The following is a 22,933-nucleotide window of genomic DNA, read 5'->3' as shown; positions in this document are numbered from 1 at the left end:
AATTGGTCCAACCACAAGACGTCAGGCCGCGCGGCGACAACGGCAAGAACGAACAACACGAAAGGTGTAATGCTCCCCAACCTGCTGCGTCTATAAGGCTACAACCGCGCTACAACGCGGCCACGAAAAGGAGAATCAAAATGACCAAGTGCTGTGACTGTCCCTGCGGCCCCCTCTGCACCTGCCTCCTCTGCACCTGCAAAACCACCAGTTAAATTCAAAACCCGGGGGAGCCAATCCCCCGGACCCACCCTCATGCCCGAAACCTCCCTCACCACCATCCTCGACCACCGCCGCCAGTTCCTGGCCTTCGTCCAGCGCCGTGTCCCCGACCCCGCCATCGCCGAGGACATCCTCCAGGCCGCCTACCTCCGCGCCCTCCGTCACGAAGCCGACCTAGACCGCAACGAGTCCGTCGTAGCCTGGTTCTACCGCGTCCTGCGCAACGCCGTCATCGACTTCTACCGCCGCCGCTCCACCGAAAACAAGGCCCTCCAGGCCTGGGGACGCGATCTCGAAACCTCCGTCACCCCCACACCAGAGGCCGAGAACGAACTCTGCGCCTGCCTCACCATCGTCCTGGACCTGATCCGCCCAGCCTACGCCGAACTTCTCCGCGCCGTAGACCTCGCCGGCCAGCCGCTCCAGGCCTTCGCCCACACCCAGAACATCTCCGCCTCGAACGCCGCCGTCCGCGCCCACCGCGCCCGCGCCGCCCTCCGCCGCCAACTCATCAAGACTTGCGGCGCCTGTGCAAGGCACGCCTGCATCCAGTGCACCTGCCGCGCAATGAGCTGAGAAGTAGGGCAGTCCCTTAGCTCACCACCTCAAACGGCCGCATCATGTCGTTCGCCTCATGCTCCAGAATGTGGCAGTGGTAAAGGTACTTCCCCGTATACCCCTCGAATCGGATCAGCACTCGCGTAATCACCCCCGCGCTGCACTGCACGACATCTTTCCACCCCGCTTCCCAGGCCTCCGGCTTCACCGCAGGCGCGGTAAACTTCAGCTCCTTGTGCATGATGTACTCGAACGTATCGAACGTCCGCCGATCGAGGATCTGGAAGCGGACAAGGTGCAGATGCATCGGGTGCACATCCTCCGTCAGGTTCACGAACTCCCAGATCTCCGTCGTATTCAGCCGCGGCGTCTCCGTCACAGGCTCATGCCAGTGCATCCGATTCAGCAGCATCACCATCGAGTTCCCCACCTTGTCGCGATACTCGTTCAGCGTCACCGTCCGCGTCTTCACCGCCGACGACTCCTGCAGCCGATCCATCTTCCGCAGCACCGCCGGAACACTCCCCGCCTCCGTGGTCGGACCACCCACCCGAAACTCCATCACCTCCAGCGCCCCATTCCGCAGGTAGACCTTTTTCCCCGCCGCCCCGGAGAAGTCCACCAGCACATCCACTCGTTCCCCCGGCGCAAACGTCACCACCTTCATCTCCGCCGGAGCCTCGAGCATGCCTTGGTCCCCGCCAATCACTCTTAGCGGCATCGCCACCGTTCCCCGGCCCGTCTCCGCCACCGACAACCGAAAAAACCGGCTGTTCGCCACATTCACCATCCGAAACCGGTACAGCCGCGGCTCAATCTCGAAGTAGGGTCGGATCTTCCCATTGATCAGGATCGCGTCCCCGGCGAACTCCGACACCCACGGATGCTCCGGATCCCCCGAAGTCGGATAAAAGAATTGCCCATCGTTCGAGAAGTCCCGATCATAGAAAATCAGCGGAACCTCATACTTCCCCGAAGGCAGCCCAAGCCGATCCTCCGCCTCATCCCGGATCAGAAACATCCCAAACAAGCCCGCATACACATTCAACCGGCTCAACCCCATCGCATGATCGTGATACCAAAGCGCCGTCGCATCCTGCTTCAGCGGATAGTGACACGTCAAACTCTTCCCCGGCGCAAACCAGTCGTCGGGATACCCGTCATCCTTCCTCGGAACCCGCGCCCCATGCACATGCGCAATCGCCCTCACCTCCGGCAACTCCCGCCCGCACCCATGCAGCGAGTGGTCTACCGGTAGAAAATGCGTCGCCGGCAGATCGTTCACCCACTCAATCTCGATCGGCTGATGCGCCCGCGCCTCGATCAGCGGAGCCAGCGCCGTATCCCCATAGCTCCACATCCGCGTCGGCGGCAGGTCCCGATGCACCGGCACGTGGATCTCCCGCATCCGTATCTGGAGCTTCTTCGTCCCCTTCGCCGAGTGCACCAGCGGCGCCTTTTCCGGTAGAGGCAGCGCGTCCACAAACGGTGGCAACTCCAGCACATGCAGCATCGGCTTCGCGGGAGTAGCCCACACCGGCTTCATCATCGGCTCCTGCATGGCATGCGGCCTCTCTCCAAAAAGAGCCGCTCCCGGCCTTGCCATCAACCCAAAGGCCGAAGCCTGCTGAAGAAACGCACGTCGTGACTTGGACAACCGGAAACCTCCATAAAACAAAGCACGCACCCCGCGAAGGGTGCGTGCATCAAGGGTAAAGCGGTGATGTGACTATCCTGTAAAGAGCTAGTTGCCGCTCGTCACAAGTCCCGTCTTTGGATCGAGCACAACGACATTCGGGTTCGGCGCCACATTGTTGGTGAAGTCGAACATCCCCGTCAGCGGCCCGGCGATGCTATCGAACGACCCGCCGCCAAGCCTCTGGCTGGATACGAACGTGTCCTCGATAAACCGCGTGATCGAACTCTGATCCGTCACCGTCGAGTCAACCGAGTTCTTCTTCGCCCACGGCGAGAGCACCATCAGCGGCATTCTCGTTCCGTAGCCGCAGCGTCCCTGCGCATGCAGCACCACGCCGTCGACGCCCGGCAGAGCCGTCGTCGAACTCGCCGTCGCGCTGCTGCAGACTCCAGCGCTCACCAGCGCGTCCTGCGCCGACTGCGAACCGTTGACAATGTTGATCATGTGGTCATACCACCCGTCAGAATCGTCGTACGCAAGAATAATCGCGGTATTAGGCCAGAACGACGACTTCTCGATCGCGTTCACCATAGTCACAACGAACGCCTGCTCATCGATCGGATCCGAGTAGCCCGCATGCGCATCCTGGAATCCAGGAGCCTTCAGGAAGCTCACCGCTGGAAGGTTACCCGCCGCGAGCGCGTCCGTGAAGTCATGCGTATCGTACTGGTGGTTCGCAGCATCCGCGTTCGTGCCAATCGCCGCAGCCGAAGTCGGCCGAACATGAGTTAGATTCGCCGTGCTCGCGTAGTACTGGAAAGGCTCATGGTGCGGAATGTAATCCGCTTTCTTCGTGGTAGTCACGGCAGAAGTGGTGGTCCGACCACATCCTGTCGAACCATCCGCATTGGTCACCGTCAGGTCAAACCCACCCTCAAAGAAGCCCCACGAGACATTGGCCGCGCTCAGCAGGTCGCCGACGTTCCGCCCCGTCATGTGCACGCTCGCACTCGCGCTCGAGCAGACGTCACCTGTAGGATCCGAGTCGCTGACCAGCGTGAGCCCGGTCGCCGTACCGTCTGAAACCACGTCAGCAGCCGACCCTATGTCATTGATCACGCCGTTCGTCTGCCCCGAAACTAGGTTGATCGCGCCAGGCGTCGAAGGCCCGAAGGTCGTCGAGAACGAATGATCGTTCAACGCATAGTGCTGTGCATAGTTCCAGAGCCCCGTTACCGTGTTGCCGTCGTAGTAGCCCATCGTCAGCCCGTTGGTCGCCGCGATCGCCGAAGCGCCCGTGGCCTTGGCAAGCGCCGCGCTATCTGGCGTTCCAACGGAAAGCGGAAACTTATCCATCGCGCCGTTGTTGAACGCCGCCTGCTCCGGACCGTAGTTGTGATCCTGATCGGCCGTAGCTGCCTGGCTCACATCGAGCCGGAATGGGTTGGTTGCCGCCGCCCCATTTGCCGTCTGCGTGCTGTTCGGGTTTGCCGTCAGCAGAGTCCCGCTGAGTCCCGCCGGGGTCGGTGTGCCCGAAGCCGCTGTGAACGCATTCTCGCCAGCCGGATTCGTCGCCGTCGGGTAAGTCGCGAAGTAGTGATCGAACGAGATGTTTTCGCCGAAGATCACCACAACATGCTTGATCACCTGGCTGCTCGTCACCGGGGTAAGTGTAGCGGCCGGTGGCGTCGTCGTTGTGGTGGTGGTCGTGGATGTTCCGGAACTGCAACCACTCAATACGAGTGCCGCTGACAGGGACAGGGCGATGTACTTGCGCATCTTCGAAGCCTCAGGGAATAGATGGTCGGACCTCGCTATTCCTACGCCGCGTCTGTGAACACGAATTGAACGTTTCGTGAATCCCTCGAAACGGTCAGCTGTCTAAGTGCCCACACGCCGCCAGCTTCGCAGACCAACTGTTCCAAATACCCCGAGACCCACGAGCAAAACCACCCAGATCACCTCCGGATGTCGCTCCAGGAATCCTCTGCTGTCTATCCTGGCTCTAAATCCGGAATTCAGCTTCTCCGGGCCGAGCGTCGCCACCCTGGTCCCGGATAATGAAGGCCCCATGCCATACACAGGGGCCGACAGTCCCTCATCGCCGTACATCAGGATCGCCTCGTTCGCTCCTGGGGGAACCTCGAAACAAACTCGTCTCTCCCGCATCTCCAGCGCCACCGACGAAACCGGCAGCGGCGCTTGATCTGCGTTATCAATCGCCACCTCGACGGTCGCGTCCCCCTGCAGATTCGCCCCCAGGCTCGCCGGAATCCCCATCTCCTCCTTCCGCATCGCCCCCAGCCTCACCCGCATCACGGTGCCCTCAATCGTCTCCGCCAGCCCCCCCGAATCATCTCCCCGCGCCGTGACCTTGATTCTCCGGCTGAAGTTCTCCTTGAAAGCATCCTTGACTCGCACCACCACTCTCTCCACCGGAACCCGCGCCGGCACTCGAAACACCGCCACAGACTCCGTCCCCCGCGCCGCCGACTCCGTCGCCACCGGCGCATATACCGTCTGTGCCTCTCTACTCGGTGGAACCTCCGCCCCCCGAACTTTTGGCATCTCTCCCTGCCCACGCAACACCACGCGCAGATATCGAAACCGGCTCTCCTGCAGCGCAAGCGTCGTATCTCTCGAGAGTCTCTTGGACGACATATCGAAAAGGACGAAACTCCCCAGCGCTGTTCGCTCCAGTGACTTAGGATCATCCATTCCCGAAACGGAAGCGGTCGCTCGAAAGTCTTTTCCGTCGAGGTTGAGTACGACATCCGTATAGGCCCTGTCCCGCATCTCAAGGTCGAATGAGACCTCCCCGGGCCGTTCGATCTCATCAAAGACTTTCGCTTCATCCCCCTCTGGCTGCGCAGCTTGGCTCAGGGTGATTGTGTACGGAAGTTCCTGCCTGCCGATATACACACGAAGATCTTTCAAGGAGGGCGCGGCATGCGCGAACACAGCAGCATCCAGCTCGGCACACACCGGCCCCGCGCCAGTCACCGCCACAGCCCGCTCCCAACGCATGAACCTCGAATCCGATACGCCACCCGCGCCCGACACGCTGCCTGTCTGCAGGAGTACCAGCGCGAGCAGCAAAGAGCCAGCCGTCATTCCCGCTCCCTCATCGCTCGCCACCGGTCCTCATGCCGACTACTTTACCGTCTTTGCTACCCCGCCGGCACAATCGCCGCCTGCTGGTAATCTGGGAGTTACAGATGGGAACAGAGATGAGCGCACCAGAGACCCCAAAGCGCATTCTCATCATCGACGACGATGAACTGAGCCGCGACGTGCTCACCCTTCTGCTTGAAGCGCAGGGATACCTCGTCGACTCTGCCATCAGCGGCGATCATGCCATCGAGCACGCGGTCCTCCCGGCTCCTGACCTCATCCTCACCGACTTCCAGATGCCCGGACTTGCTGGCAATCCGCTCGCCGCGCGCCTCCGCGGAGCATATGGAGTAACTCCGCGTTTGTATGCCATGAGCGCCACCCGCCCATCCCCTGCGGAGATCGACGCCTACGACGGCTTTATCCTCAAGCCCTTCTCGCCCGAAGAATTGGAGGAAACGCTGCAGTCCGGCAAGTTGAAGAGTGACCCTTCCTCCGCAAACACCAACGAAGAGAGTTCTTCTCCTGCACTCAACGAGGAGATCTTCTCCAAACTTCACGACTTCATGTCAACATCCGAGGTTCTGCAGATGTACACCTTCTGTCTGCAGGACGCGTACAGCCGCCTCGAACGCATGAGGACATACGAGCGCGATCACAATGAGACCCTCTACCGGCGCGAAGCTCACAACATCAAAGGAGGTTGCGGCATGCTTGGCGCAACCGAGTTGCGAGAGATCGCCGGCACAATGGAAACCCTGGGTATCGCAGATGGTACCACCGAAAAGAACTCCCTTCGAGAGCAATTTCTAGCCGCGAGCGAACGCCTTGAGCGTATCCTGAAGGCTCGTGCAGGCAGCCCCTCGATTGCGTAGTGTATAGTTCGGGAACCTTTGGAGACGGAAGGCCATGAGAGAAGTCATCAAGAGGTCCACCGCGCCGGTCGCGACAGCCGGCACCATTCGCATCGTCGTCGCGGACGATCACCCTGTCGTCCGCTTCGGCGTCAAAAACATGCTCCTCAACGAACCCGGCTTCGAAGTCGTTGGTGAAGCCGAGGACGGCGACGTAGCCATCACTCAAGTTCTCGATCTCGAGCCGGACATCCTCCTGCTCGACCTCCAGATGCCGCGCCTCCCCGGCCTCGAAGCCATGCGCGCCATCATGAACCGCTCGCCGCGTGTCAAGATCATCCTGCTCACCAGTACCATTACCACCCAGCAGATCATCGAGGCGCTCCAGATCGGAGCCCGCGGCATCGTCCTCAAGGACTCCGTGGCCGGAGATCTCTCACAGGCTCTTCGCGCCGTCCTCCAAGGTGATTATTGGATCGGTGGCGAGCGCGTCGCCAACCTTCTCACAGCCCTGCACGAGCTTATGAAGAAGGCAGCCGCCGTCCCCGAGCGCAAGACCTACGGCCTCACCCCGCGCGAGCTCGAGGTCGTTACCTGCATCGTCGAAGGCTGCAGCAATAAGGACATCGCAAAGCAGTACACCATCTCGGAAGAGACCGTGAAGCGCCATCTCTCGAACGTCTTTGATAAGACTGGCGTCTCCACCCGTCTCGAACTCGCGCTCTTCGCCATCTCCCACAAACTCGTCGATCCCGACGCGTAACCTCGCTTCCCTCGATAACGCCGCTGCCGCAGACTCATCCGGCAGCGGCGTTATCATTGGGGTATGACGGATTTTGCGCGTTCCCGTGTCTCTGAACCACAGGTCTTTGACGTCCTCGTAATCGGCGCTGGCCCCACCGGCCTCGCCTGCGCCATCGAGGCCCAGCGCGCCGGTCTCAAGGCGGTCCTCGTCGACAAGGGATGTCTCTGCAACTCCCTCTTCCATTACCCCGCCCACATGACCTTCTTCACCACCCCGGAGCTCCTCGAGATCGGCGACATGCCTTTCTCGAGCCCGAACCAGAAGCCCACCCGCTCCGAAGCCCTCGAGTACTACCGCAAGGTAGCCGAGCACTACGCCCTCGACATCCGCCAGTACGAAACCGTCGACAAGGTCACTGGCTCCGACGGCGACTTCACCGCCCACACCACCGACCGCTTCGGACGCTCCGTCCACCATCGCGCCCGCAAGTTAGTGATCGCCACCGGCTACTACGATCTGCCGAACTACCTCGACATCCCCGGCGAAGACCTCAACAAGGTACACCACTACTACAACGAGCCTCACCCCTACTACGGCCTCAATGTATTAGTGATCGGAGGCAAGAACTCCGCCGCTATCGCCGCCCTGGACCTCTGGCGCCACGGCGCGAAAGTAACCCTCGTGCATCGCGGCGAAGCCATGCACCGCCACGTCAAGTACTGGATCCTCCCCGACATCAACAACCGCGTCAAGAATGGCGAAGTCAAAGCCTACTACCGGAGCACAGTAGCTGAGATCAGTGAAGATGCCGTCTCCCTGGACACCCCCGAAGGCCCCGTCACCATCCCCAACGACTTCGTCTTCGCCCTCACCGGCTATCACCCCGACTTCACCTTCATCGAGCGCCTCGGCGTCCAACTCGACGCCACCAATGACCGCTGCCCCGTCTGCGACCCCGTCAGTTTAGAAAGCAACGTCCCCGGTATCTATTTAGCAGGCGTCATCGTAGCCGGCGAGCGCACCAACGAGATCTTCATCGAAAACGGCCGCTTCCACGGCAAACAAATCGCCGATGACCTGTCCGCCAAGCTACGCGAGCCCGTCACAACCTAGCCTACCGCCCCCGCAAGCTACTCCACCCAGACTCTCTGAATGAACTGCAGCGGATCGAGCTTCGGAACCACTCACGATTAGGCAGAAACGGGGTGCAATAGCCAGATCAGAAGTCCGGCACACGCCGGGCATCATATCCCTGCTTTGGATCGCGCATCGCGGAGTGCGTTTGCCGCGGATTCCGGGGTGATGTCGCGCTGCGGAGATCCCAAGAGTTCGTAGCCCACCATGAACTTGCGGATCGTGGCGGAGCGTAGAAGTGGCGGATAGAAGTGCATGTGGAAGAGCCACTCAGGGTGCTCTTCTCCGTCGGTAGGCTTGGGGTGGAGGCCCATGGAGTAAGGGAACGATGTGTCGAAGACCTGGTCGTAGGTCGCGGTGACGATCTTGAGCATCTCGGCGAGGTCGTCGCGCTCGGCGGGCGTGAGCTCCTCGAGCGAGGCAGCGTGCCGCATCGGAAGAATCATCGTCTCGAACGGCCAAACGGCCCAGAAAGGCACGAGGGCTACGAAGGAGGCGTTCTTTGCGATGATGCGCTCGTCGACGGCCAGTTCCATGTCGCGGTAGGCGTCGAGGAGGGAGACGCCGTGCTCGGCGAGATAGGCCTTTTGGGCTCCGAGTTCGGCGACGATCTCGTTCGGGATCGAGCGGGTTGCCCAGATCTGGCCGTGCGGATGGGGATTGCTGGCACCCATCATGGCTCCTCGGTTCTCGAAGACCTGCACATAGCTGATGTCTTCGCGAGCCCCAAGCTCAAGAGTCTGCTCATTCCAGACATCGACGACAGCGCGGATGTCAGCAAGCTCCATCTTCGCGAGCGTAAGGTCATGACGCGGAGAGAAGCAGATGACGCGGCAGATGCCGCTCTCGCCCTGCATGACGAGGAGGCCTTTGCCGTCCTCGTCGTGGAGCGTGGAGGGGACGTCGGGCTTGAGTGCGGCGTAGTCGTTGGTGAAGACGTAGGTGCTGGTGTAGACGGGGGTGTGCTCGCCTCCGGCGCGTGGGTTTCCTGGGCAGAGGTAGCAGGCGGGGTCGTACTGGAGAGTGGCGGGGGCGGCGGTGGTCTCGGTCTGCCCCTGCCATGGTCGCTGGGTGCGCTGGGGGGAGACGAGGACCCACTCGCGCTTGAGCGGATTGTAACGGCGATGCGGAGTGGTAGCGAAGATCGGATTCACTTGGCCACCGCCTTGGCTTCCAGCGCGAGGGCGCCGTCGGAGGCTTCGCAGACGAAACAGTCAGCTTCGATCCCGGTCGCAAGCTTGTACTCGCGCTTGAGGGTTTCGACGAATGTGTCGGCATGTTCGATCTCGACGACATTGACGGTGCATCCGCCGAAGCCTCCGCCGGTGATGCGGGCTCCGAAACAACCAGCTTGCTTGATCGCGATTTCGACGAGAGTGTCGACCTCGGAGCAGCTTGCCTCGAAGTCGTCGCGGAAGCTCTTGTGGGCCTCGATCATGAGATTGCCGAAGCCCTTGATGTCACCGTCGTTGAGAGCCTTGCGCGCGGCGAGGACGCGGGCGTTTTCGGTGACGACGTGACGACATCGCTTGAAGACCGCCTGACCCATCTCGGTGGCGCAGGCATCGAGATCTTCGACGGTGGCGTCGCGAAGGCTGTCGATACCACGAAGTTTGCGGAGAATTGCCTGACCAGCCTCGACCTCGTCCCGTCGTCCTCCGTACTCGCCAGTAGCGACCTGATGCTTGACCATGGAGTTGCAGATGACGACGCGAACGCCTTGCGGCAGCGGGAGAAGTTCGTACTCGAGCGAACGGCAGTCGAGCAGCATGGCGCGATCGGCTACGCCTCCCGCGACGACGAACTGGTCCATGATTCCGCTCTTGGCTCCGACGAACTCGTTTTCGGCGCGACGCGCGGCGACCGCGATCTCCTTGAGGGGCATGGTCTGGCCCGCGAAGCCGAGGAGCGCGATTGCGGTGGCTACCTCGATCGAGGCGGAAGAACTGAGACCGGCTCCGACAGGAACGTCGCCGTGGAGACGGAGATTGAAGCCGGAGAAGGTGTAACCAGCCTGCATCAGGCTCCAGAGGACGCCTACGGGGTAGTCGCTCCAATGGCCGCGCGGGTTTCGCCCGAGAGTGACGATGGGAACTTCGATGGTTTCGTTGAAGTTCGCGGAGTAGAAGGAGGCGATGCCGTCGGGGCGCGGCTCGATGGTGCCTACGGTGTGGAAGCCGATCGCCATGGGCATGACAAGGCCGCCGGTGTAGTCCGTGTGTTCCCCGATGAGATTGACCCGTGCCGGGGCCGCGTATTCGCGTGCTCCCGCTTTGTTCGTTGTGTCCGCCATCCGTAGCTATCCTCGATCCCCAGATATCGTAACGCACTCGAGGCAAACGGTTACATATGGTGATTTTGCGGAGGCGGAAGGCTAGTGGCGACGGTGGGTGGCCCCGGAGGCCTCGAGGCGGGCTATGCGGTGAACTTCGCTGCCGGCCAGCAGAAAAGCGCCGACGCCGTAGTTGTAGCTGGCGGTTGGGCGGAACGGGGCGGGTTCGGCTCCAGTCTGCTGGATGCAACCGAGGCGGCCGTCGGCGTAGATGCGCTGGAGCATGCCGTGCCATGCACGTTCGACGACGGGGCGGTAGGTGCGGCTGTCGAGGATGCCCTCGTTGATCCCCCAGGCGAGAGCGTAGGTGAAGAGAGCGGAGCCGGAGATCTCGGGGAGGTCGTAGTGGTCCTGATCGAGGAGACCGGCGCGCCAGAGGCCGTCTGCGCCCTGGAGTTGGGCTATGCGGGTGGCCATGTCGCGGAGTTCGGCAAGGTAGACCTGCTTCGCGGGGTCGTCTGGCGGGAGGAACTGGAGGGTGCGGACGATACCGGCCATGACCATGCCATTGGCGCGCGACCAGAAGAGCTTCTTTCCGTTGGCCTCGGTCTTGTTGAGGTAGGTCGCGTCGCGGAAGTAAAGATGCTCCTGCCGGTCGTAGAGCAGGGCGGAGGTCTTGGCCCACTCCTGATCAAGGTAGGTGATGTACTTGTGGTCGCCAGTAGATGCGTAGAGGCGAGCCCAGGCCGGTGGGGCCATGAAGAGGGCTTCGCACCACCACCAGGGGATGCTGTGGGTGGGTTCTTTCGCGACGTAGGGGGTGTCGAGCGCGTCGTCAAGATCGTCACGGGTGGGCTGGATGAAGTCCGGGTTCTTCTTGCGGAGGTAGATCTCCGCATAGGTCTGGGCGATGCCCTGGTCGCCTGCGGTGGGAGAATCGGCACGGAGATCCCAGTCGAACTTCTGGCCCATTTTTTCCATGTCGGCGCGGTATTTGGGCTCGTTCAGTTCGTCGGAGGCGGCAATGAGGCCGCTGTAGAAAACACCCCAAGCCCAGGTGCGATCGAAGTATGGTTCGGAACGGGCCAGTTCCCAGTCAGCGACAAGGCGCATGGCACGCTCGGTGGCGGCGGGGTTAATGGCAGGGGTTAGATCGGCGGCTGGGTGTCCGGCGATCTCGGGGTCGTCACCAAAGTGGCGGGCATTGTCCTTGGCAATGATGGCGAGCTGAGCGGGAGTGGCGTGCTGGTAGCTGACCTGAATGGGGGCTTGCGCGGGGAAGGACATGGACGTGGTGAGCGCCAGGCAGGCGAGACGGAAGGGAAAACAAAATGTCATGTTTCCTGCACTGTACGAGTGTGCTGGAGGGACCGTCAATGTGATGATGGTGAGCGCTCGGTAAACGTTATCCGCTTGTGAGCGGGGCGTGTAGACCGTATGCTTTCGTCCGGGAGAGAAAACAGATGGCCATTGTGGCGGGCGTGGATTTTGGGACGTTGAGTGTTCGGGTGACGCTGGTGGGGGAGAAGGGCAGGATGGGGACGGCGGTGGCCGGGTATCCGCTGATGCGGTCGCGCGAGGATCCGGACCAGGCGACGCAATCGCATGACGCGCAGATGGCGGCGCTGGTGGAGGCGACGAAGAAGGTTGTGGCGGAGTGTGGGGTGGAGGGGTCAGCGATCGATGCGATGGCGCTCGATACGACTGGGTCGAGCGTGGTGATGGTCGATGGGGCGATGAAGCCGATCGACGACTACTACCTGTGGTGCGATCACAGGGCGAAGCTCGAGGCGCAGCAGATTACGGCGATGGCGCATGCAACGAAACTCGAGGCGATCGACTGGTGCGGGGGGGTGTATTCGCATGAGTGGGGGTTCGCGAAGCTGCTGCACTGGCTGCGGCACAACCCGGAGAAGCGCGAGAGGTTTGCTTCGGCGTTCGAGCACTGCGACATGGTGGCGGCTACGCTTTGCGGGATTACGGATCCGAAGCTCGTCAAGAGAAGTGCTTGCGCGATGGGGCATAAGTGGATGTGGAACCCGAAGTGGGGCGGGTTGCCGGGGCAAGGGTTTCTGTCGATGCTGGATCCGCTGTTTGACGGGATCCGGGCGAAGTTCGATGGGGAGTATCTGACGTCGGACCACCTGGCGGGACATCTTTCGGCGCATTGGGCGGGGGAGATGGGCTTGCGGGCGGGGATTCCGATTCCGGTGGGGGCGTTCGATGCGCACTGGGATGCGATCGGGGCGGGATGCCGGGAGGGGGACGTCGTCAATGTCGTGGGGACGTCGACGTGCATTATCGCCATGCAGAAGGAGGCTTCGCTGATTCCGGGGGTGTGCGGGGTAGTGCCGGGGAGTGTGCATCCTTCGTATGCGGGAGTGGAGGCGGGGCTTTCGGCGACCGGGGATATCTTTGAGGCGATTGCGAAGCGTGCGGGGACTACGGTTCGGGAGTTGGCGGCTGGGCTCGAGGCTTACAGGCCGGGACAGACGGGTTTGCTGCGGTTGAGCTGGGATAACGGCGACCGGACCGTGCTGGTGAATGCGGAGCTGGGGGGGATCACGCTGGGGTGGAACCTCATTCATACGGCGAAGGATGAGCTGTTCGCGGCGATCGAGGGGACGGCTTTTCATACGAGGATCATTTTGGAACGACTGGCGGAGAATGGGGTGCCGATCGAGCGGGTGATCAACGCCGGTGGAATTCCGCAGAACAGCCCGGTGCTGAACCAGGTGTATGCGAATGTACTGAACAAGCCGGTGCTGGTGCCGGATGGGGTGCCGACGAGTATCGGGTCGGGGATCTTCGCGATGCTGGCGATTGGGGCTTATCCGAGCGTGGAGGCGGCGCAGTCGGCGCTTTGCCTTGGGCATCGGACGGTGTATCCGGATCCGGGTGCGGTGGCGGTGTACGAGGAGCTTTATCAGCTCTACCGGAAGGTTTACTTTGCGTTCGGGACGCCGGGGGCGGAGGCGGTTTCGCTTGGGGAGATTCTTCCCAAAGTGAAGAAGATCGCGGCGAGCGCGGCGAAGGGTGAGGCTGCATCCGCTGTGGCTGGAGGGACATCCAAGTAGACTGGGAAGAGCATGACTTTTCTGACACGCAAAGCCGAGTTTTCGTCCGCGCACTTCTACTGGGTGGAGGGTTGGACCGAGGAGGAGAACCGGCGGGTGTTTGGGAAGTGCGCCAACCGGAACGGTCATGGGCACAACTACACGCTCGAGGTGACGGTCGCGGGTGAGGTCGATCCGGTGAGCGGGTTTGTGGTCGATCTGAAGGAGTTGAAGGAGATTCTCGAGCGGGAGGTGGTGCATGTGTATGACCATCGCCACCTCAACCTCGAGGTTCCGGAGTTCGCGACGAAAGTGCCGACGACGGAGAACATCGCGATTGCGATCTGGCGGCGGCTGGAAGGGAAGATTCCGAACTCGCGTCTGCACCGGGTGCGGGTGTACGAGATGGCGGACCTGTTCGCGGACTTCTATGGAGAAGGGGCTTGATCGCTCATCTCAACCGGCGGTATCACTTCTCCGCGAGCCATCGGCTGCATGCGGAGGCGTACTCGGACGAGAAGAACCGTGCCGTGTTCGGGAAGTGCAATAACCCCCACGGGCATGGGCATAACTACGTGGTGCAGATTACCGTGAGCGGGCCGGTCGACCCCGTAACGGGCATGGTGTGCGACCTGGGTGAGCTGGATGGGTTTGCGAAGGCGCACCTGCTGGATGTCTTCGATCATCAGAACCTCAACATGCTTCCGGCGTTTCGAACGCTTGTCCCCTCGACCGAGAATCTCTCGATCGAGGTTCATCGCATCTTCGAGAGCTTTTCGCATGCTCGACTCGAGGGTGTGCGGATTGAGGAGACGGCGAACAACTCCTTCGAGTACGCCGGGTAACACTCTCTCGTCCTGAAAGGTACGAATCCAAATGCTTGCCACCCTGACCAAAGACCAGAAGACTGCGTCCCCTGCCCTCGCCGATGCGAGTACGCAGGAGATTTATCGTGAACTGCTGCGCCGGATGGGGGAAGACCCCGACCGTGACGGGCTGCTGCGGACGCCGGAGCGGGTGGAGAAGTCGACCGCGTTCCTGACGAAGGGGTATACGCAGAGCGTCGATGAGGTGCTGCATAACGCGCTGTTCGACGTGGACTACGACGAGATGGTGATCGTGCGGGATGTTGAGTTCTACTCGCAGTGCGAGCATCACCTGCTTCCCTTCTTCGGCAAGGCGCATGTGGCGTATGTGCCGAACGGCAAGGTGATCGGGCTGTCGAAGATTCCGCGGATCATCGATGTGTTTGCGCGCAGGCTACAGGTGCAGGAGAGGTTGACGCGGCAGATCGCGGAGGCCATCACGGACGCGATTCATCCGCAGGGTGTGGCGGTGATTCTGGAGGCCGAGCATCTTTGCATGATGATGCGTGGGGTCGAAAAACAGCAGTCGAATACGGTAACGAGCGCGATGCTTGGTGTGTTCAAGACGCAGATGCAGACGCGGAACGAGTTTTTGTCGCTGGTACGGACGGGACGGGGCAGCAACCTCTGATGAATGGTCTTCTGGTGTTGGACAAGCCTTCGGGCATGACGTCGCATGACGTGGTCGCGATCGTGCGGCGGGCGACGGGCGAAAAGTCGATCGGGCATCTTGGGACGCTCGATCCGATGGCTACGGGAGTTCTGCCCCTGCTGCTTGGGAAGTACACGCGACTGGCGCAGTTCTTTGGGCAGGCGGAGAAGACGTATACGGGAGCGATCCGCTTCGGGTTTGCTACGGACACGTTTGACGCAGACGGAGAAGCTGTCGGGGAGCCGGTCGTATTGACCAAGACGCTCGACGAGCTCAAGAGCCTTGGGGCGCATTTTCATGGAACGATGGACCAGGTTCCCCCAGTGTACTCGGCGAAGAAGATCAACGGGGTTCCGGCACACAAGCTCGCGCGGGCTGGGCTCGAAGCCCCGGTGAAGGCGGCGCGAATTACAATCCATGAGTTTGTGCTGACTGGGCTCGCAGAAGATACGGCGACGTTCGCGATGAGTATTTCAGCCGGCGGGTATGTGAGGTCGGTCGCGCATGAACTTGGGCAGATGGCAGGGACGGGAGCGCATCTTTCTTCGCTGCGCAGGACGCAGGCGGGAGTGTTTACGCTGGCGCATGCTTTGACGGTGGAGCAACTGAAGACGCTGTCGCCGATGGAGATCGAGGCGAGGCTCCCGCATCCGAGGACGCTGCTTCCGGAAATGCCATCGGTGACGGTGGACGAACAGCTTGCGGGTCGGCTGCGGAATGGAATGCAAGTGAATCTGCCTGACTTTTCGCAAGCTCCGCTGGTGAAGGTGTTTACAACGCCTACGGAGATGCTTTGCGTCGCGAGACGCATTGCCGGGACGCTGATGCAGCCGAATGTGGTCATGGGGTGAGGTAAACCCAACGTTTCATAAGCGAGATGTTGGGCACCCGCTGGGCGGCCAAAGCTACTTGTGCAGAAGAGGAGTGACGGCGGCCATGACGTTGCGCGCGACGATTTCGTTGCCGGCGTTGGTGGCGTGGGTGCGGTCGGCCTGCATCATGCCGTCGATGCCGTAAACATCTTTCAACATGAAGGGGTAGAGCGGGACGTTGAACTGTTTGGCGAGCGAGGCGTAGTTGGCCGTGAAGGTGCTGACGTAGTCGGGGCCAAAGTCGGGCGGGAGGGAGATGCCGGCGATGAGGACCTTGGCTCCTGACGCCTTGATGCCGCTAATGATGGTGGCGAGATTTTCGCGGGTGATCTGGACCTTGAGGCCGCGGAGGCCATCGTTGCCGCCGAACTCAACGATGACGGCGGCGGGATGCATGGCGATGACGCCAGGGAGGCGCTCAACGCCGTCCTTGGTTGTGTTGCCGCTGACGCCCTCGTTGACGACGCGGTAGAGATAGCCGGCGGTGTCGAGGTCTTTCTGGAGAAAGTCGGGGTAGCTGGAGCCGGGATCGGCTCCGTAGCCGGCAGTGAGGCTGTCACCGAAGCAGACGAGGAGAGGCCGGGTGTCCTGAGAGGCTTCGGGCGCGGGAGCAGTAGTTGCGGTCGTGGGTGTGGCTTCGGGGACGGGCTTATTCGTTTTGCATCCGACCACTCCAACAAAAGCACCCGCTAGAATCAAAACACCGAAGACGCGCATGTGATCCACGTTATCAAATGGATGTGATGGACCGGGTCCTGGACGGATCGGACGAGGAGATGGCCGCTGGTGAATGAAGCTCCAATGATCTCGGTTGAAGGCATACGCAAGTCGATTCGCAACGGGACGCGCACTGTCGACATTCTAAAGGGGCTGAACTTCAAGATTCCGCGTGGGCAGTTTGCCGCGATCATGGGATCGTCCGGGAGCGGGAAGTCGACGCTGCTTGGGCTGCTGGCGGGGCTGGATACGCCTACGGCGGGCGTGGTGAACCTGAATGGGACGGCGATCTCATACCTGCCGGAGGATCATCTGGCGCAGGTGCGGGGTCGGACCATTGGGTTCGTCTTTCAGTCGTATCAATTGATTCCTACGCTGACGGCTCTGGAGAACGTTCTTCTGCCGCATGAGCTGAACGCGGATGCGAAAGCTTCGGGTGGGTCGCAGAAGGATGGGCTGGCGCGGGCGCGGCAGCTGCTGACAAGCGTTGGGCTTGAGGACCGGATGGATCACTACCCGGTGCAGCTTTCAGGTGGGGAGCAACAGAGGGTGGCGCTGGCGAGGGCGTTCGTGCTGCGTCCGCCGATCGTGCTGGCGGATGAGCCTACAGGTAACCTAGACACGGTGAACGGTACGGCAGTGCTGAATCTTCTGCTCGACCTGAACAAGACGGAGGGGACGACGCTTGTGCTGGTGACGCATGATCCGGTGCTGGCGACGTATGCAGATCGGCGGATTACGCTGCGGGATGGGCTGATTCTCTCAGACGAGATGAATCTGGCTTCGCGAGTTTAGGAGCTGCCGGAGATGCAGACGATGTCTTCCGCCACCGACTTTTTGCCTCCGGCTCCAGCGGTGGCGGTGCCTGAGGATGCGGAGAATCCGGGTGGATTTGCGCACGTTCCGGCCTTGGATGGAGTGCGTGGACTGGCGATTCTACTTGTGCTGTTCGACCACCTGTTCTGGGCTAACAACGTCACGGGGAATCGGCTGCTCGATGTAATGAGCGATGTGCGGGAGTCGTCGTACATCGGCGTCAATTTGTTCTTTGCTCTATCGGGATTTCTCATTACCGGCATCCTCCTCGATACGCTGGCGACGCCTCACTTCCTTCGAACGTTTTATGCACGGCGTTCGCTGAGGATCTTTCCGCTGTACTACGGCGTGCTGATTTTGCTTCTGGCCCTGACACGGCCAATGCACTTCGAATGGAACGGCTGGCAGTACTTCTATTTGACCTACACTGCGAACCTTGGGCTCTGGCATGGTGGGCTTGGCCTTGGTGCGATCAACATCAACCACTTCTGGTCGCTCCAGGTGGAGGAGCAGTTTTACCTGATCTGGCCGTTTGTCGTGTACCGGGTTCGAAGCCTGACGTGGCTGATCCGGTTATCGCTGATGGCGTGCGCGGGTGTGTTGGCGCTGAGAATCGGGCTGGTGCTGGCGAGGCCCCATCTCGTAGACCCGTACGTTATGTACTCGCCGACCTACGCGTGCGCGGATAACCTGCTGTTCGGGTGCTGCTTGTGTGCGGTTCTGCGGACTGGGCTGAGAGAGAAAGTGCTTCGGATTTCACCCTGGGTGGCAGGGTCGTGTGTAGCCGTGCTGCTTGGGATGGCTTTAGGAAACGATGGACTGCGATGGCAGAAAAGCTTTTCCATTCCTACGTTTGGCTTCTCGCTGCTTGGGGTGCTGAGCGCGGCACTCATCGCGATGACGCTCCGGAAGGGTTCTCCTACGCAGGCAGTGTTTCGCAATCCGGCGTTGCGGTTCTTTGGGAAGTACAGCTATGGACTCTATGTCTTTCATCCAACGATCGCGCGTTATCTGACCGTTCCTGTGCGGGCGTTTGTGGACGCCGAGTTTCACAGCAAGGCGCTTGGAGTACTTGCCGGGGCTTTAATTGCCGGTGTTGCTTCGGTGCTTGTCGCACTGCTTAGTTATCACCTTTACGAGGTTCACTTCCTGAAGCTGAAGAAGCACATCAGCTATGGAACGTAGTTCGAAACGAGGACTTCTCTTCTATGGCTAGTCTTTCCTATCAATCCGCAGCCAAGATCGCCTGGCGCGAGATGCATGCCTCGCGGGGGAAGTTTTTCTTCGTCATCATGTCGGTCGCAATTGGAGTAGCGGCGCTGACGGGTGTGCGTGGGTTCTCAAGTTCGTTTCGAGCGACTCTGCTGACGCGGGCAAGGTCGATTTTGGCCGCAGACCTTTCGGCGCGGGCAACACGGCAACCTACGCCAGGGGAGTTGGCGGGATTGGCGCAGATTGAGGCATCGGGCGTCCAGGTGACGCCCGTCACGGAGATGATGTCGATGGCTTCGTCTCCGGCGGCGATGGATCCGCTACTGGTGTCTCTGAAGGCGGTCGATCCGGCGCGGTTCCCTTTTTATGGGACGGTGGATCTGGATCCGGCAGACTCTCTGTCGGATGTACTGAAGCCGGATACGGTGGTGGTGGGCGAGGATCTTCTGCTCCGGCTTCACCTAAAGCGGGGGGATGGACTAAAGGTTGGAAACGCCGTTTACAAGATTGCCGGCACGGTGCTGAACGAGCCGGACCGGTTGTCGTCGAACTTTTCGGCTGGGCCGCGGGTGCTGATGTCGCGGGAGGCGCTGGATGCCTCAGGTCTGCTGGCACCAGGGTCGCATGCGGGGCAGCGGTTCTTGTTTCGGATGCCGCAGACAGGGCTGCGGGGGACGGTGAACGATGCGGGGGTGGCGGATCTGAAGGAGAAGCTCGAGAAGCTTCTGCCCGAGGCACAGGTAACGGACTACCGGGAAACGAATCCGGCGCTGACGGAGGGCCTGGACCGGGCGACGAGTCTGCTTTCGCTGATGAGCCTGGTAGCGCTTGTGCTCGGGGCAATCGGCGTGGCGATGGCGATGCGGGCACACCTGCAGCAGAGGCTGGATACGATCGCGATCATGAAGTCGCTGGGGGCGCGGTCGGGGCAGGTGATCAAGATCTACCTGATGCAGACGCTTCTGCTTGGAGTGCTGGGCGGGCTGCTGGGCGTGGCGTTAGGGGTGGCAGTGCAGCTTGTTCTGCCTCTGCTGCTGGCGAAGCTGATCAATGTGGTGCCGGATCTGCATATCGATGCGCGGTCGGTGTTGACGGGGCTTGGGGCGGGAGTGCTGACCACGCTTCTGTTTACGCTGCCACCTCTGCTGGATATTCGGAATGTGCGGCCGATTCTGATTCTGCGGCGGGCGATGGATGAGGGGTCGGATGATCCGTTTGTGACGGCGATCCTGAAGAAGATTACGACAAACTACGCGCAGATCGGCGCGGCGGTTTTGATCCTTGGCGGGCTGGCGGCAATCGCGGCTACGCTTTCGGATTCGGCGACGGTCGGCAAATGGTTCACCATTGGGCTTGTGGTTGTGCTTGTGGTTCTGCTGGCTGCGTCGGCTGGTGTGTTGGCGGGGCTGCGGTGGTTCTTGAACCGGACGCGGCTCAATCTGCCGTCATCGCTGCGGCATGGGCTCGCGAATCTGTACCGGCCGGGTAATCCTTCCGCAGCACTGCTTGCGGCACTTGGGATGGGCGTGATGCAGATTACGACCGTCTACCTTGTGCAGCAAGCGGTCGTGACGGAGTTGCATGTTGCTTCGGCGCCGAACCTGCCGAATGTGTTTCTCGTGGACATGACGAACGAGGAGATTGGGGGGATTCGAGGGATCCTGAAGGCGCAGCCGGGGGTAACGCGGGAGCCGGAGTTACTGCCGGTGGTGTCGTCGCGGGTGGTGGAACTGGATGGGAGACCGGCGGCCGAGGCGAAGCTGACGAACTTTCCGAAGAGAATGCTGCAGAGCGTGTCGCTGAGCTGGTCGGTCACCGGCGCGCTGCCTGAGGGGACGAAGGTGGTGAGCGGGGCCTGGTGGACCGAGGAGCAAGCGAAGGGGGCGGATAAAGCTCCGCTGGTGGCGATCGGGGAAAGGCAGGCGCAGAGGCTTGGGCTGAAGGTCGGATCGACGATCACGTTCGCCGCGCAGGATAGCAAGTTCACGGCGAAGGTGGCAGCGGTGGTCCGGTCGGATGGTCAGCATGCCTTCGGGCGCGCGGAGTTCTTGTTGCCGCAAGCTTCCTTGGCTGCGCTGCCGACGGTCTGGTACGGCGGGGTGCATGTGGACCCGGCGCTGGTGGGGCAGTTGCAGAGAACGTTGTATACGGCTTATCCGACAGTGACCGTGATCAATGTGGCGGCGGCACTCGAAACGGTAAGGGCGGTGGTGATCCAGATCACGTACGTGATTCAGTTTCTGGCGGCATTCTCGATCTTTGCGGGGATCATTATTCTGGCAAGTTCGATTGCGGGGACGCGCTATCGGCGAATTCGTGAGGTCGTGGTGCTGAAGACGCTCGGAGCTACTCGGGGGCGGATCGCGGCTATCTTTTCGATCGAGTTCGCAGTGTTGGGGCTGGTGGCTGGGTTGGTCGGGGTTACGTTTGCCAACCTAATCGCAAATCGGGTGTTGCATAGCTTGAACATTATTTACCGGCCGTTGATCGGGACTTCCCTTTCAGCGGTGCTGCTGATTGGGTGTCTGACGGTGGCTACGGGGTGGGTGGCTAGCCACCGGATTCTGGGGCAGAAGCCGCTCGAGGTCTTGCGGGAGGAGTAGGCAGGAGCTTAGCGCATGGGGTAGGTGCGGCCCTTCCAGGGGACTTGCTTGCGGTGCTTGTGCAGGGTGTAGCTGCGGAGCAGCAGGTAGACGAAGAGCGGGATGCCGAGGATCGATAGGACGGAGTCGGGGAACGCGGCGTGGGCGCGGGCGATCCGGTTGTAGAAGCGAAAGACGGTGCGGATCCAGAGGACTCCAATGACCTCTCTCTGCCAGAGGATCAGGAACGGGAGGCCAAGAGCGATCGCAGGAAGGCCGAAGAAGAGAAGCAGGTCGAGGATGCGCCAGAAGATCAGTGCCAGAGGTGACGGAAAAAGAAGAGTGAGGTTTTTGCTCCAACCTTCAATGAGGCTTGGCGTGTCGCGGTACATGCGTGTCGAGACCATCTCAGGGGCATAGCGGAAGCGGAGGGTGCGGTCGGAGCGCTTGAGGGTGCGGGCGAGGGCCACGTCTTCGAGGATCTCGGAGCCTACGGCGCGGTGCCCGCCGATGGCGGTGTAGGCTTCGCGGTCGATGAGGATAAACTGGCCGTTTGCGGCGGCGAGTTTGTCCGTCGGGCTGGAGACTTTGTGCGGTGGGTAGACGCTGGCGAGTTCCGAGAAGATGAGCGGCATGACCGTGCGCTGGGCGAAGCCGGTGACGATTTGGCGGGGAGAGTAGGAGAGCATGGCGGCGTGGTGCTTTTCGGCCTCGCGCATGGAGCGGGAGAGGCTGTTGGCGGCGTGGACGGTGTCAGCGTCGGTGAAGAGAAGCCACTTCGGGGGGAAGTGCTCGAAGGCGTACTGGGCTCCGAACCAGCAGGCGTTGGTTTTGCCGTTGAAGCCGCTGTGAGGGCGGGTATAGTCGACGGCGGGAGCTTCGAGGACGAGGACGCCGGGGTGTTGGGAGGCGAGGGCGCGGGTGTTGTCGGTGGAGGCGTCGTCGATGACGAGGAGATGCCAGTGGACGCCTAGCTCGAAGCCGGGCTCGGACTGCGAGACGAGAGAGGCAAGGCAGGAGGGGAGGGACTCCTGTTCGTTGCGGGCGGGGAGGATGACTACAAGTTCGGGTGCGGGCTGCGTGGTGTCGGGCATTGAGTTCGTATTATAGGAAGCAAGGGGTGCGGCGTGCGGCGACTTTGGATGTTGGGTGTGCTCATGGTGGCGGCAGTGACAGGATGCGAGCGGGGGGATCATCCGTCAAACATCGGGAAGGCTGCGCCGCAGTTCGTCGTCAGCGACGGGACGCGGTCGGTCGATCTGAGCAAGCTGCGGGGGAAGGTGGTTGTGCTCAACCTTTGGGCCACCTGGTGCGCGCCGTGCATTCAGGAGCTTCCGAGTCTGCTTGAGATGCATCATGATCTGCCGGATGTGGTGATTGTCGCGGTCAGCCTGGATCAGGATGAGGACATCTACCGGAAGTTTCTGGTGCAGCGGCATGTGGACCTGGAGACGGTGCGGGATGAAAGTGGGCGGATCAACGCGCTTTATGGGACGGCACAGATTCCGGAGACGTATGTGATCGATCGGGATGGCGTGCTGCGGAGGAAGTTTGTTTCGGCACAGAACTGGACTAGCCCCGAGATTGAGAAGTTTTTGCGGTCGATTTGACGGCTGATAGGA

Annotated in this window: 21 protein-coding genes; 13 read left to right on the top strand and 8 right to left on the bottom strand. The window is 61.2% G+C overall.

What is annotated here, in order from left to right:
* Positions 1–255 precede the first annotated feature (255 nt).
* Positions 256–798: a sigma-70 family RNA polymerase sigma factor gene (locus GRAN_RS21050; protein ID WP_128914970.1), complete on the top strand. Its 543-nt coding sequence runs from the start codon at positions 256–258 to the stop codon at positions 796–798.
* Positions 799–814: 16 nt separating this feature from the next.
* On the opposite strand, the gene GRAN_RS21045 is transcribed toward GRAN_RS21050, so the two are convergent.
* The 3 genes from GRAN_RS21045 to GRAN_RS21035 all read right to left on the bottom strand — a co-directional run bounded on the left by GRAN_RS21045 (position 815) and on the right by GRAN_RS21035 (position 5,557).
* The gene (locus GRAN_RS21045) at positions 815–2,437 is read right to left on the bottom strand and encodes a multicopper oxidase family protein (protein ID WP_241655052.1); all 1,623 of its coding nucleotides are present in this window, start codon (positions 2,435–2,437) and stop codon (positions 815–817) included.
* A gap of 87 nt (positions 2,438–2,524) precedes the next feature.
* Positions 2,525–4,198: a phospholipase C gene (locus GRAN_RS21040; RefSeq protein WP_128914969.1), complete on the bottom strand. Its 1,674-nt coding sequence runs from the start codon at positions 4,196–4,198 to the stop codon at positions 2,525–2,527.
* A 102-nt stretch (positions 4,199–4,300) separates the two neighbouring features.
* Complete coding sequence (locus GRAN_RS21035) at positions 4,301–5,557, bottom strand: DUF3999 family protein (protein WP_128914968.1); 1,257 nt, start codon at positions 5,555–5,557, stop codon at positions 4,301–4,303.
* A 92-nt stretch (positions 5,558–5,649) separates the two neighbouring features.
* Between GRAN_RS21035 and GRAN_RS21030 the strand changes: the two genes are divergently transcribed.
* The 3 genes from GRAN_RS21030 to GRAN_RS21020 all read left to right on the top strand — a co-directional run bounded on the left by GRAN_RS21030 (position 5,650) and on the right by GRAN_RS21020 (position 8,245).
* Positions 5,650–6,408 carry an Hpt domain-containing response regulator gene (locus GRAN_RS21030; protein WP_161571084.1) on the top strand — a complete coding sequence of 253 codons (759 nt, stop codon included), beginning with the start codon at positions 5,650–5,652 and terminating at the stop codon, positions 6,406–6,408.
* Between the two features lie 34 nt (positions 6,409–6,442).
* Positions 6,443–7,150 (top strand): response regulator, encoded by a 708-nt coding sequence (locus GRAN_RS21025; protein ID WP_128914966.1) that lies wholly within the window; start codon positions 6,443–6,445, stop codon positions 7,148–7,150.
* 63 nt (positions 7,151–7,213) lie between these two features.
* Complete coding sequence (locus GRAN_RS21020) at positions 7,214–8,245, top strand: YpdA family putative bacillithiol disulfide reductase (protein ID WP_128914965.1); 1,032 nt, start codon at positions 7,214–7,216, stop codon at positions 8,243–8,245.
* A gap of 131 nt (positions 8,246–8,376) precedes the next feature.
* On the opposite strand, the gene GRAN_RS21015 is transcribed toward GRAN_RS21020, so the two are convergent.
* From GRAN_RS21015 to GRAN_RS21005, 3 genes are all read right to left on the bottom strand, one after another.
* Positions 8,377–9,420 carry a UDP-glucose--hexose-1-phosphate uridylyltransferase gene (locus GRAN_RS21015; protein ID WP_128914964.1) on the bottom strand — a complete coding sequence of 348 codons (1,044 nt, stop codon included), beginning with the start codon at positions 9,418–9,420 and terminating at the stop codon, positions 8,377–8,379.
* On the bottom strand, positions 9,417–10,559 hold the full coding sequence (gene galK / locus GRAN_RS21010) for a galactokinase (protein WP_128914963.1): 1,143 nt from the start codon (positions 10,557–10,559) through the stop codon (positions 9,417–9,419). Before galK ends, GRAN_RS21015 begins: the two co-directional genes overlap by 4 nt.
* Before the next feature lie 81 nt (positions 10,560–10,640).
* Positions 10,641–11,876: a glycoside hydrolase family 88/105 protein gene (locus GRAN_RS21005; RefSeq protein WP_241655051.1), complete on the bottom strand. Its 1,236-nt coding sequence runs from the start codon at positions 11,874–11,876 to the stop codon at positions 10,641–10,643.
* 125 nt (positions 11,877–12,001) lie between these two features.
* On the opposite strand from GRAN_RS21005, the gene GRAN_RS21000 reads away from it, so the two are divergent.
* The 5 genes from GRAN_RS21000 to truB are packed head-to-tail and all read left to right on the top strand — an operon-like array spanning position 12,002 to position 15,963.
* Complete coding sequence (locus tag GRAN_RS21000; protein WP_128914962.1) at positions 12,002–13,615, top strand: ribulokinase; 1,614 nt, start codon at positions 12,002–12,004, stop codon at positions 13,613–13,615.
* A 12-nt stretch (positions 13,616–13,627) separates the two neighbouring features.
* Positions 13,628–14,041: a 6-pyruvoyl trahydropterin synthase family protein gene (locus GRAN_RS20995; protein ID WP_128914961.1), complete on the top strand. Its 414-nt coding sequence runs from the start codon at positions 13,628–13,630 to the stop codon at positions 14,039–14,041.
* Entirely contained in the window at positions 14,038–14,439 is a 402-nt protein-coding gene (locus GRAN_RS20990; protein WP_128914960.1) for a 6-carboxytetrahydropterin synthase, read from the top strand. The genes GRAN_RS20995 and GRAN_RS20990 overlap by 4 nt, the downstream gene beginning before the upstream one ends.
* 31 nt (positions 14,440–14,470) lie before the next feature.
* Positions 14,471–15,091: a GTP cyclohydrolase I FolE gene (gene folE, locus GRAN_RS20985; protein ID WP_128914959.1), complete on the top strand. Its 621-nt coding sequence runs from the start codon at positions 14,471–14,473 to the stop codon at positions 15,089–15,091.
* Positions 15,091–15,963 (top strand): tRNA pseudouridine(55) synthase TruB, encoded by an 873-nt coding sequence (truB, locus tag GRAN_RS20980; protein ID WP_128914958.1) that lies wholly within the window; start codon positions 15,091–15,093, stop codon positions 15,961–15,963. Before folE ends, truB begins: the two co-directional genes overlap by 1 nt.
* A 54-nt stretch (positions 15,964–16,017) precedes the next feature.
* Here the strand turns inward: truB and GRAN_RS20975 are convergent, their stop codons facing one another.
* Positions 16,018–16,701: an arylesterase gene (locus GRAN_RS20975; RefSeq protein WP_128914957.1), complete on the bottom strand. Its 684-nt coding sequence runs from the start codon at positions 16,699–16,701 to the stop codon at positions 16,018–16,020.
* A gap of 84 nt (positions 16,702–16,785) precedes the next feature.
* On the opposite strand from GRAN_RS20975, the gene GRAN_RS20970 reads away from it, so the two are divergent.
* The 3 genes from GRAN_RS20970 to GRAN_RS20960 are packed head-to-tail and all read left to right on the top strand — an operon-like array spanning position 16,786 to position 21,332.
* Positions 16,786–17,496, top strand: coding sequence for an ABC transporter ATP-binding protein (locus GRAN_RS20970; protein WP_128915145.1), 711 nt, complete (start codon positions 16,786–16,788; stop codon positions 17,494–17,496).
* Positions 17,497–17,508: 12 nt separating this feature from the next.
* Positions 17,509–18,702: an acyltransferase family protein gene (locus tag GRAN_RS20965; RefSeq protein WP_128914956.1), complete on the top strand. Its 1,194-nt coding sequence runs from the start codon at positions 17,509–17,511 to the stop codon at positions 18,700–18,702.
* A 23-nt stretch (positions 18,703–18,725) separates the two neighbouring features.
* Complete coding sequence (locus GRAN_RS20960; RefSeq protein WP_128914955.1) at positions 18,726–21,332, top strand: ABC transporter permease; 2,607 nt, start codon at positions 18,726–18,728, stop codon at positions 21,330–21,332.
* Between the two features lie 8 nt (positions 21,333–21,340).
* On the opposite strand, the gene GRAN_RS20955 is transcribed toward GRAN_RS20960, so the two are convergent.
* On the bottom strand, positions 21,341–22,405 hold the full coding sequence (locus tag GRAN_RS20955) for a glycosyltransferase family 2 protein (RefSeq protein WP_128914954.1): 1,065 nt from the start codon (positions 22,403–22,405) through the stop codon (positions 21,341–21,343).
* Between the two features lie 48 nt (positions 22,406–22,453).
* Here GRAN_RS20955 and GRAN_RS20950 point away from each other — a divergent pair, with 48 nt between their 5' ends.
* Positions 22,454–22,921, top strand: coding sequence for a TlpA family protein disulfide reductase (locus GRAN_RS20950; RefSeq protein ID WP_128914953.1), 468 nt, complete (start codon positions 22,454–22,456; stop codon positions 22,919–22,921).
* Positions 22,922–22,933 lie beyond the last annotated feature (12 nt).

Origin of the sequence: Granulicella sibirica (assembly GCF_004115155.1) — a bacterium.
Classification (GTDB): domain Bacteria; phylum Acidobacteriota; class Terriglobia; order Terriglobales; family Acidobacteriaceae; genus Edaphobacter; species Edaphobacter sibiricus.
Note: the sequence above shows the minus strand (reverse complement) of the source record. Positions and strands in the feature narration are given on the sequence as shown.

Bases quoted from the DNA above. Each gene is read 5' to 3' on its own strand.
- GRAN_RS21050 (WP_128914970.1), top strand. From the start codon at position 256: ATGCCCGAAACCTCCCTCACCACCATCCTCGACCACCGCCGCCAGTTC.
- GRAN_RS21040 (WP_128914969.1), bottom strand. From the start codon at position 4,198: ATGCGCAAGTACATCGCCCTGTCCCTGTCAGCGGCACTCGTATTGAGT.
- GRAN_RS21030 (WP_161571084.1), top strand. From the start codon at position 5,650: ATGAGCGCACCAGAGACCCCAAAGCGCATTCTCATCATCGACGACGAT.
- GRAN_RS21025 (WP_128914966.1), top strand. From the start codon at position 6,443: ATGAGAGAAGTCATCAAGAGGTCCACCGCGCCGGTCGCGACAGCCGGC.
- GRAN_RS21020 (WP_128914965.1), top strand. From the start codon at position 7,214: ATGACGGATTTTGCGCGTTCCCGTGTCTCTGAACCACAGGTCTTTGAC.
- galK (WP_128914963.1), bottom strand. From the start codon at position 10,559: ATGGCGGACACAACGAACAAAGCGGGAGCACGCGAATACGCGGCCCCG.
- GRAN_RS21005 (WP_241655051.1), bottom strand. From the start codon at position 11,876: ATGACATTTTGTTTTCCCTTCCGTCTCGCCTGCCTGGCGCTCACCACG.
- GRAN_RS21000 (WP_128914962.1), top strand. From the start codon at position 12,002: ATGGCCATTGTGGCGGGCGTGGATTTTGGGACGTTGAGTGTTCGGGTG.
- GRAN_RS20995 (WP_128914961.1), top strand. From the start codon at position 13,628: ATGACTTTTCTGACACGCAAAGCCGAGTTTTCGTCCGCGCACTTCTAC.
- folE (WP_128914959.1), top strand. From the start codon at position 14,471: ATGCTTGCCACCCTGACCAAAGACCAGAAGACTGCGTCCCCTGCCCTC.
- truB (WP_128914958.1), top strand. From the start codon at position 15,091: ATGAATGGTCTTCTGGTGTTGGACAAGCCTTCGGGCATGACGTCGCAT.
- GRAN_RS20975 (WP_128914957.1), bottom strand. From the start codon at position 16,701: ATGCGCGTCTTCGGTGTTTTGATTCTAGCGGGTGCTTTTGTTGGAGTG.
- GRAN_RS20970 (WP_128915145.1), top strand. From the start codon at position 16,786: ATGATCTCGGTTGAAGGCATACGCAAGTCGATTCGCAACGGGACGCGC.
- GRAN_RS20965 (WP_128914956.1), top strand. From the start codon at position 17,509: ATGCAGACGATGTCTTCCGCCACCGACTTTTTGCCTCCGGCTCCAGCG.
- GRAN_RS20960 (WP_128914955.1), top strand. From the start codon at position 18,726: ATGGCTAGTCTTTCCTATCAATCCGCAGCCAAGATCGCCTGGCGCGAG.
- GRAN_RS20955 (WP_128914954.1), bottom strand. From the start codon at position 22,405: ATGCCCGACACCACGCAGCCCGCACCCGAACTTGTAGTCATCCTCCCC.
- GRAN_RS20950 (WP_128914953.1), top strand. From the start codon at position 22,454: ATGTTGGGTGTGCTCATGGTGGCGGCAGTGACAGGATGCGAGCGGGGG.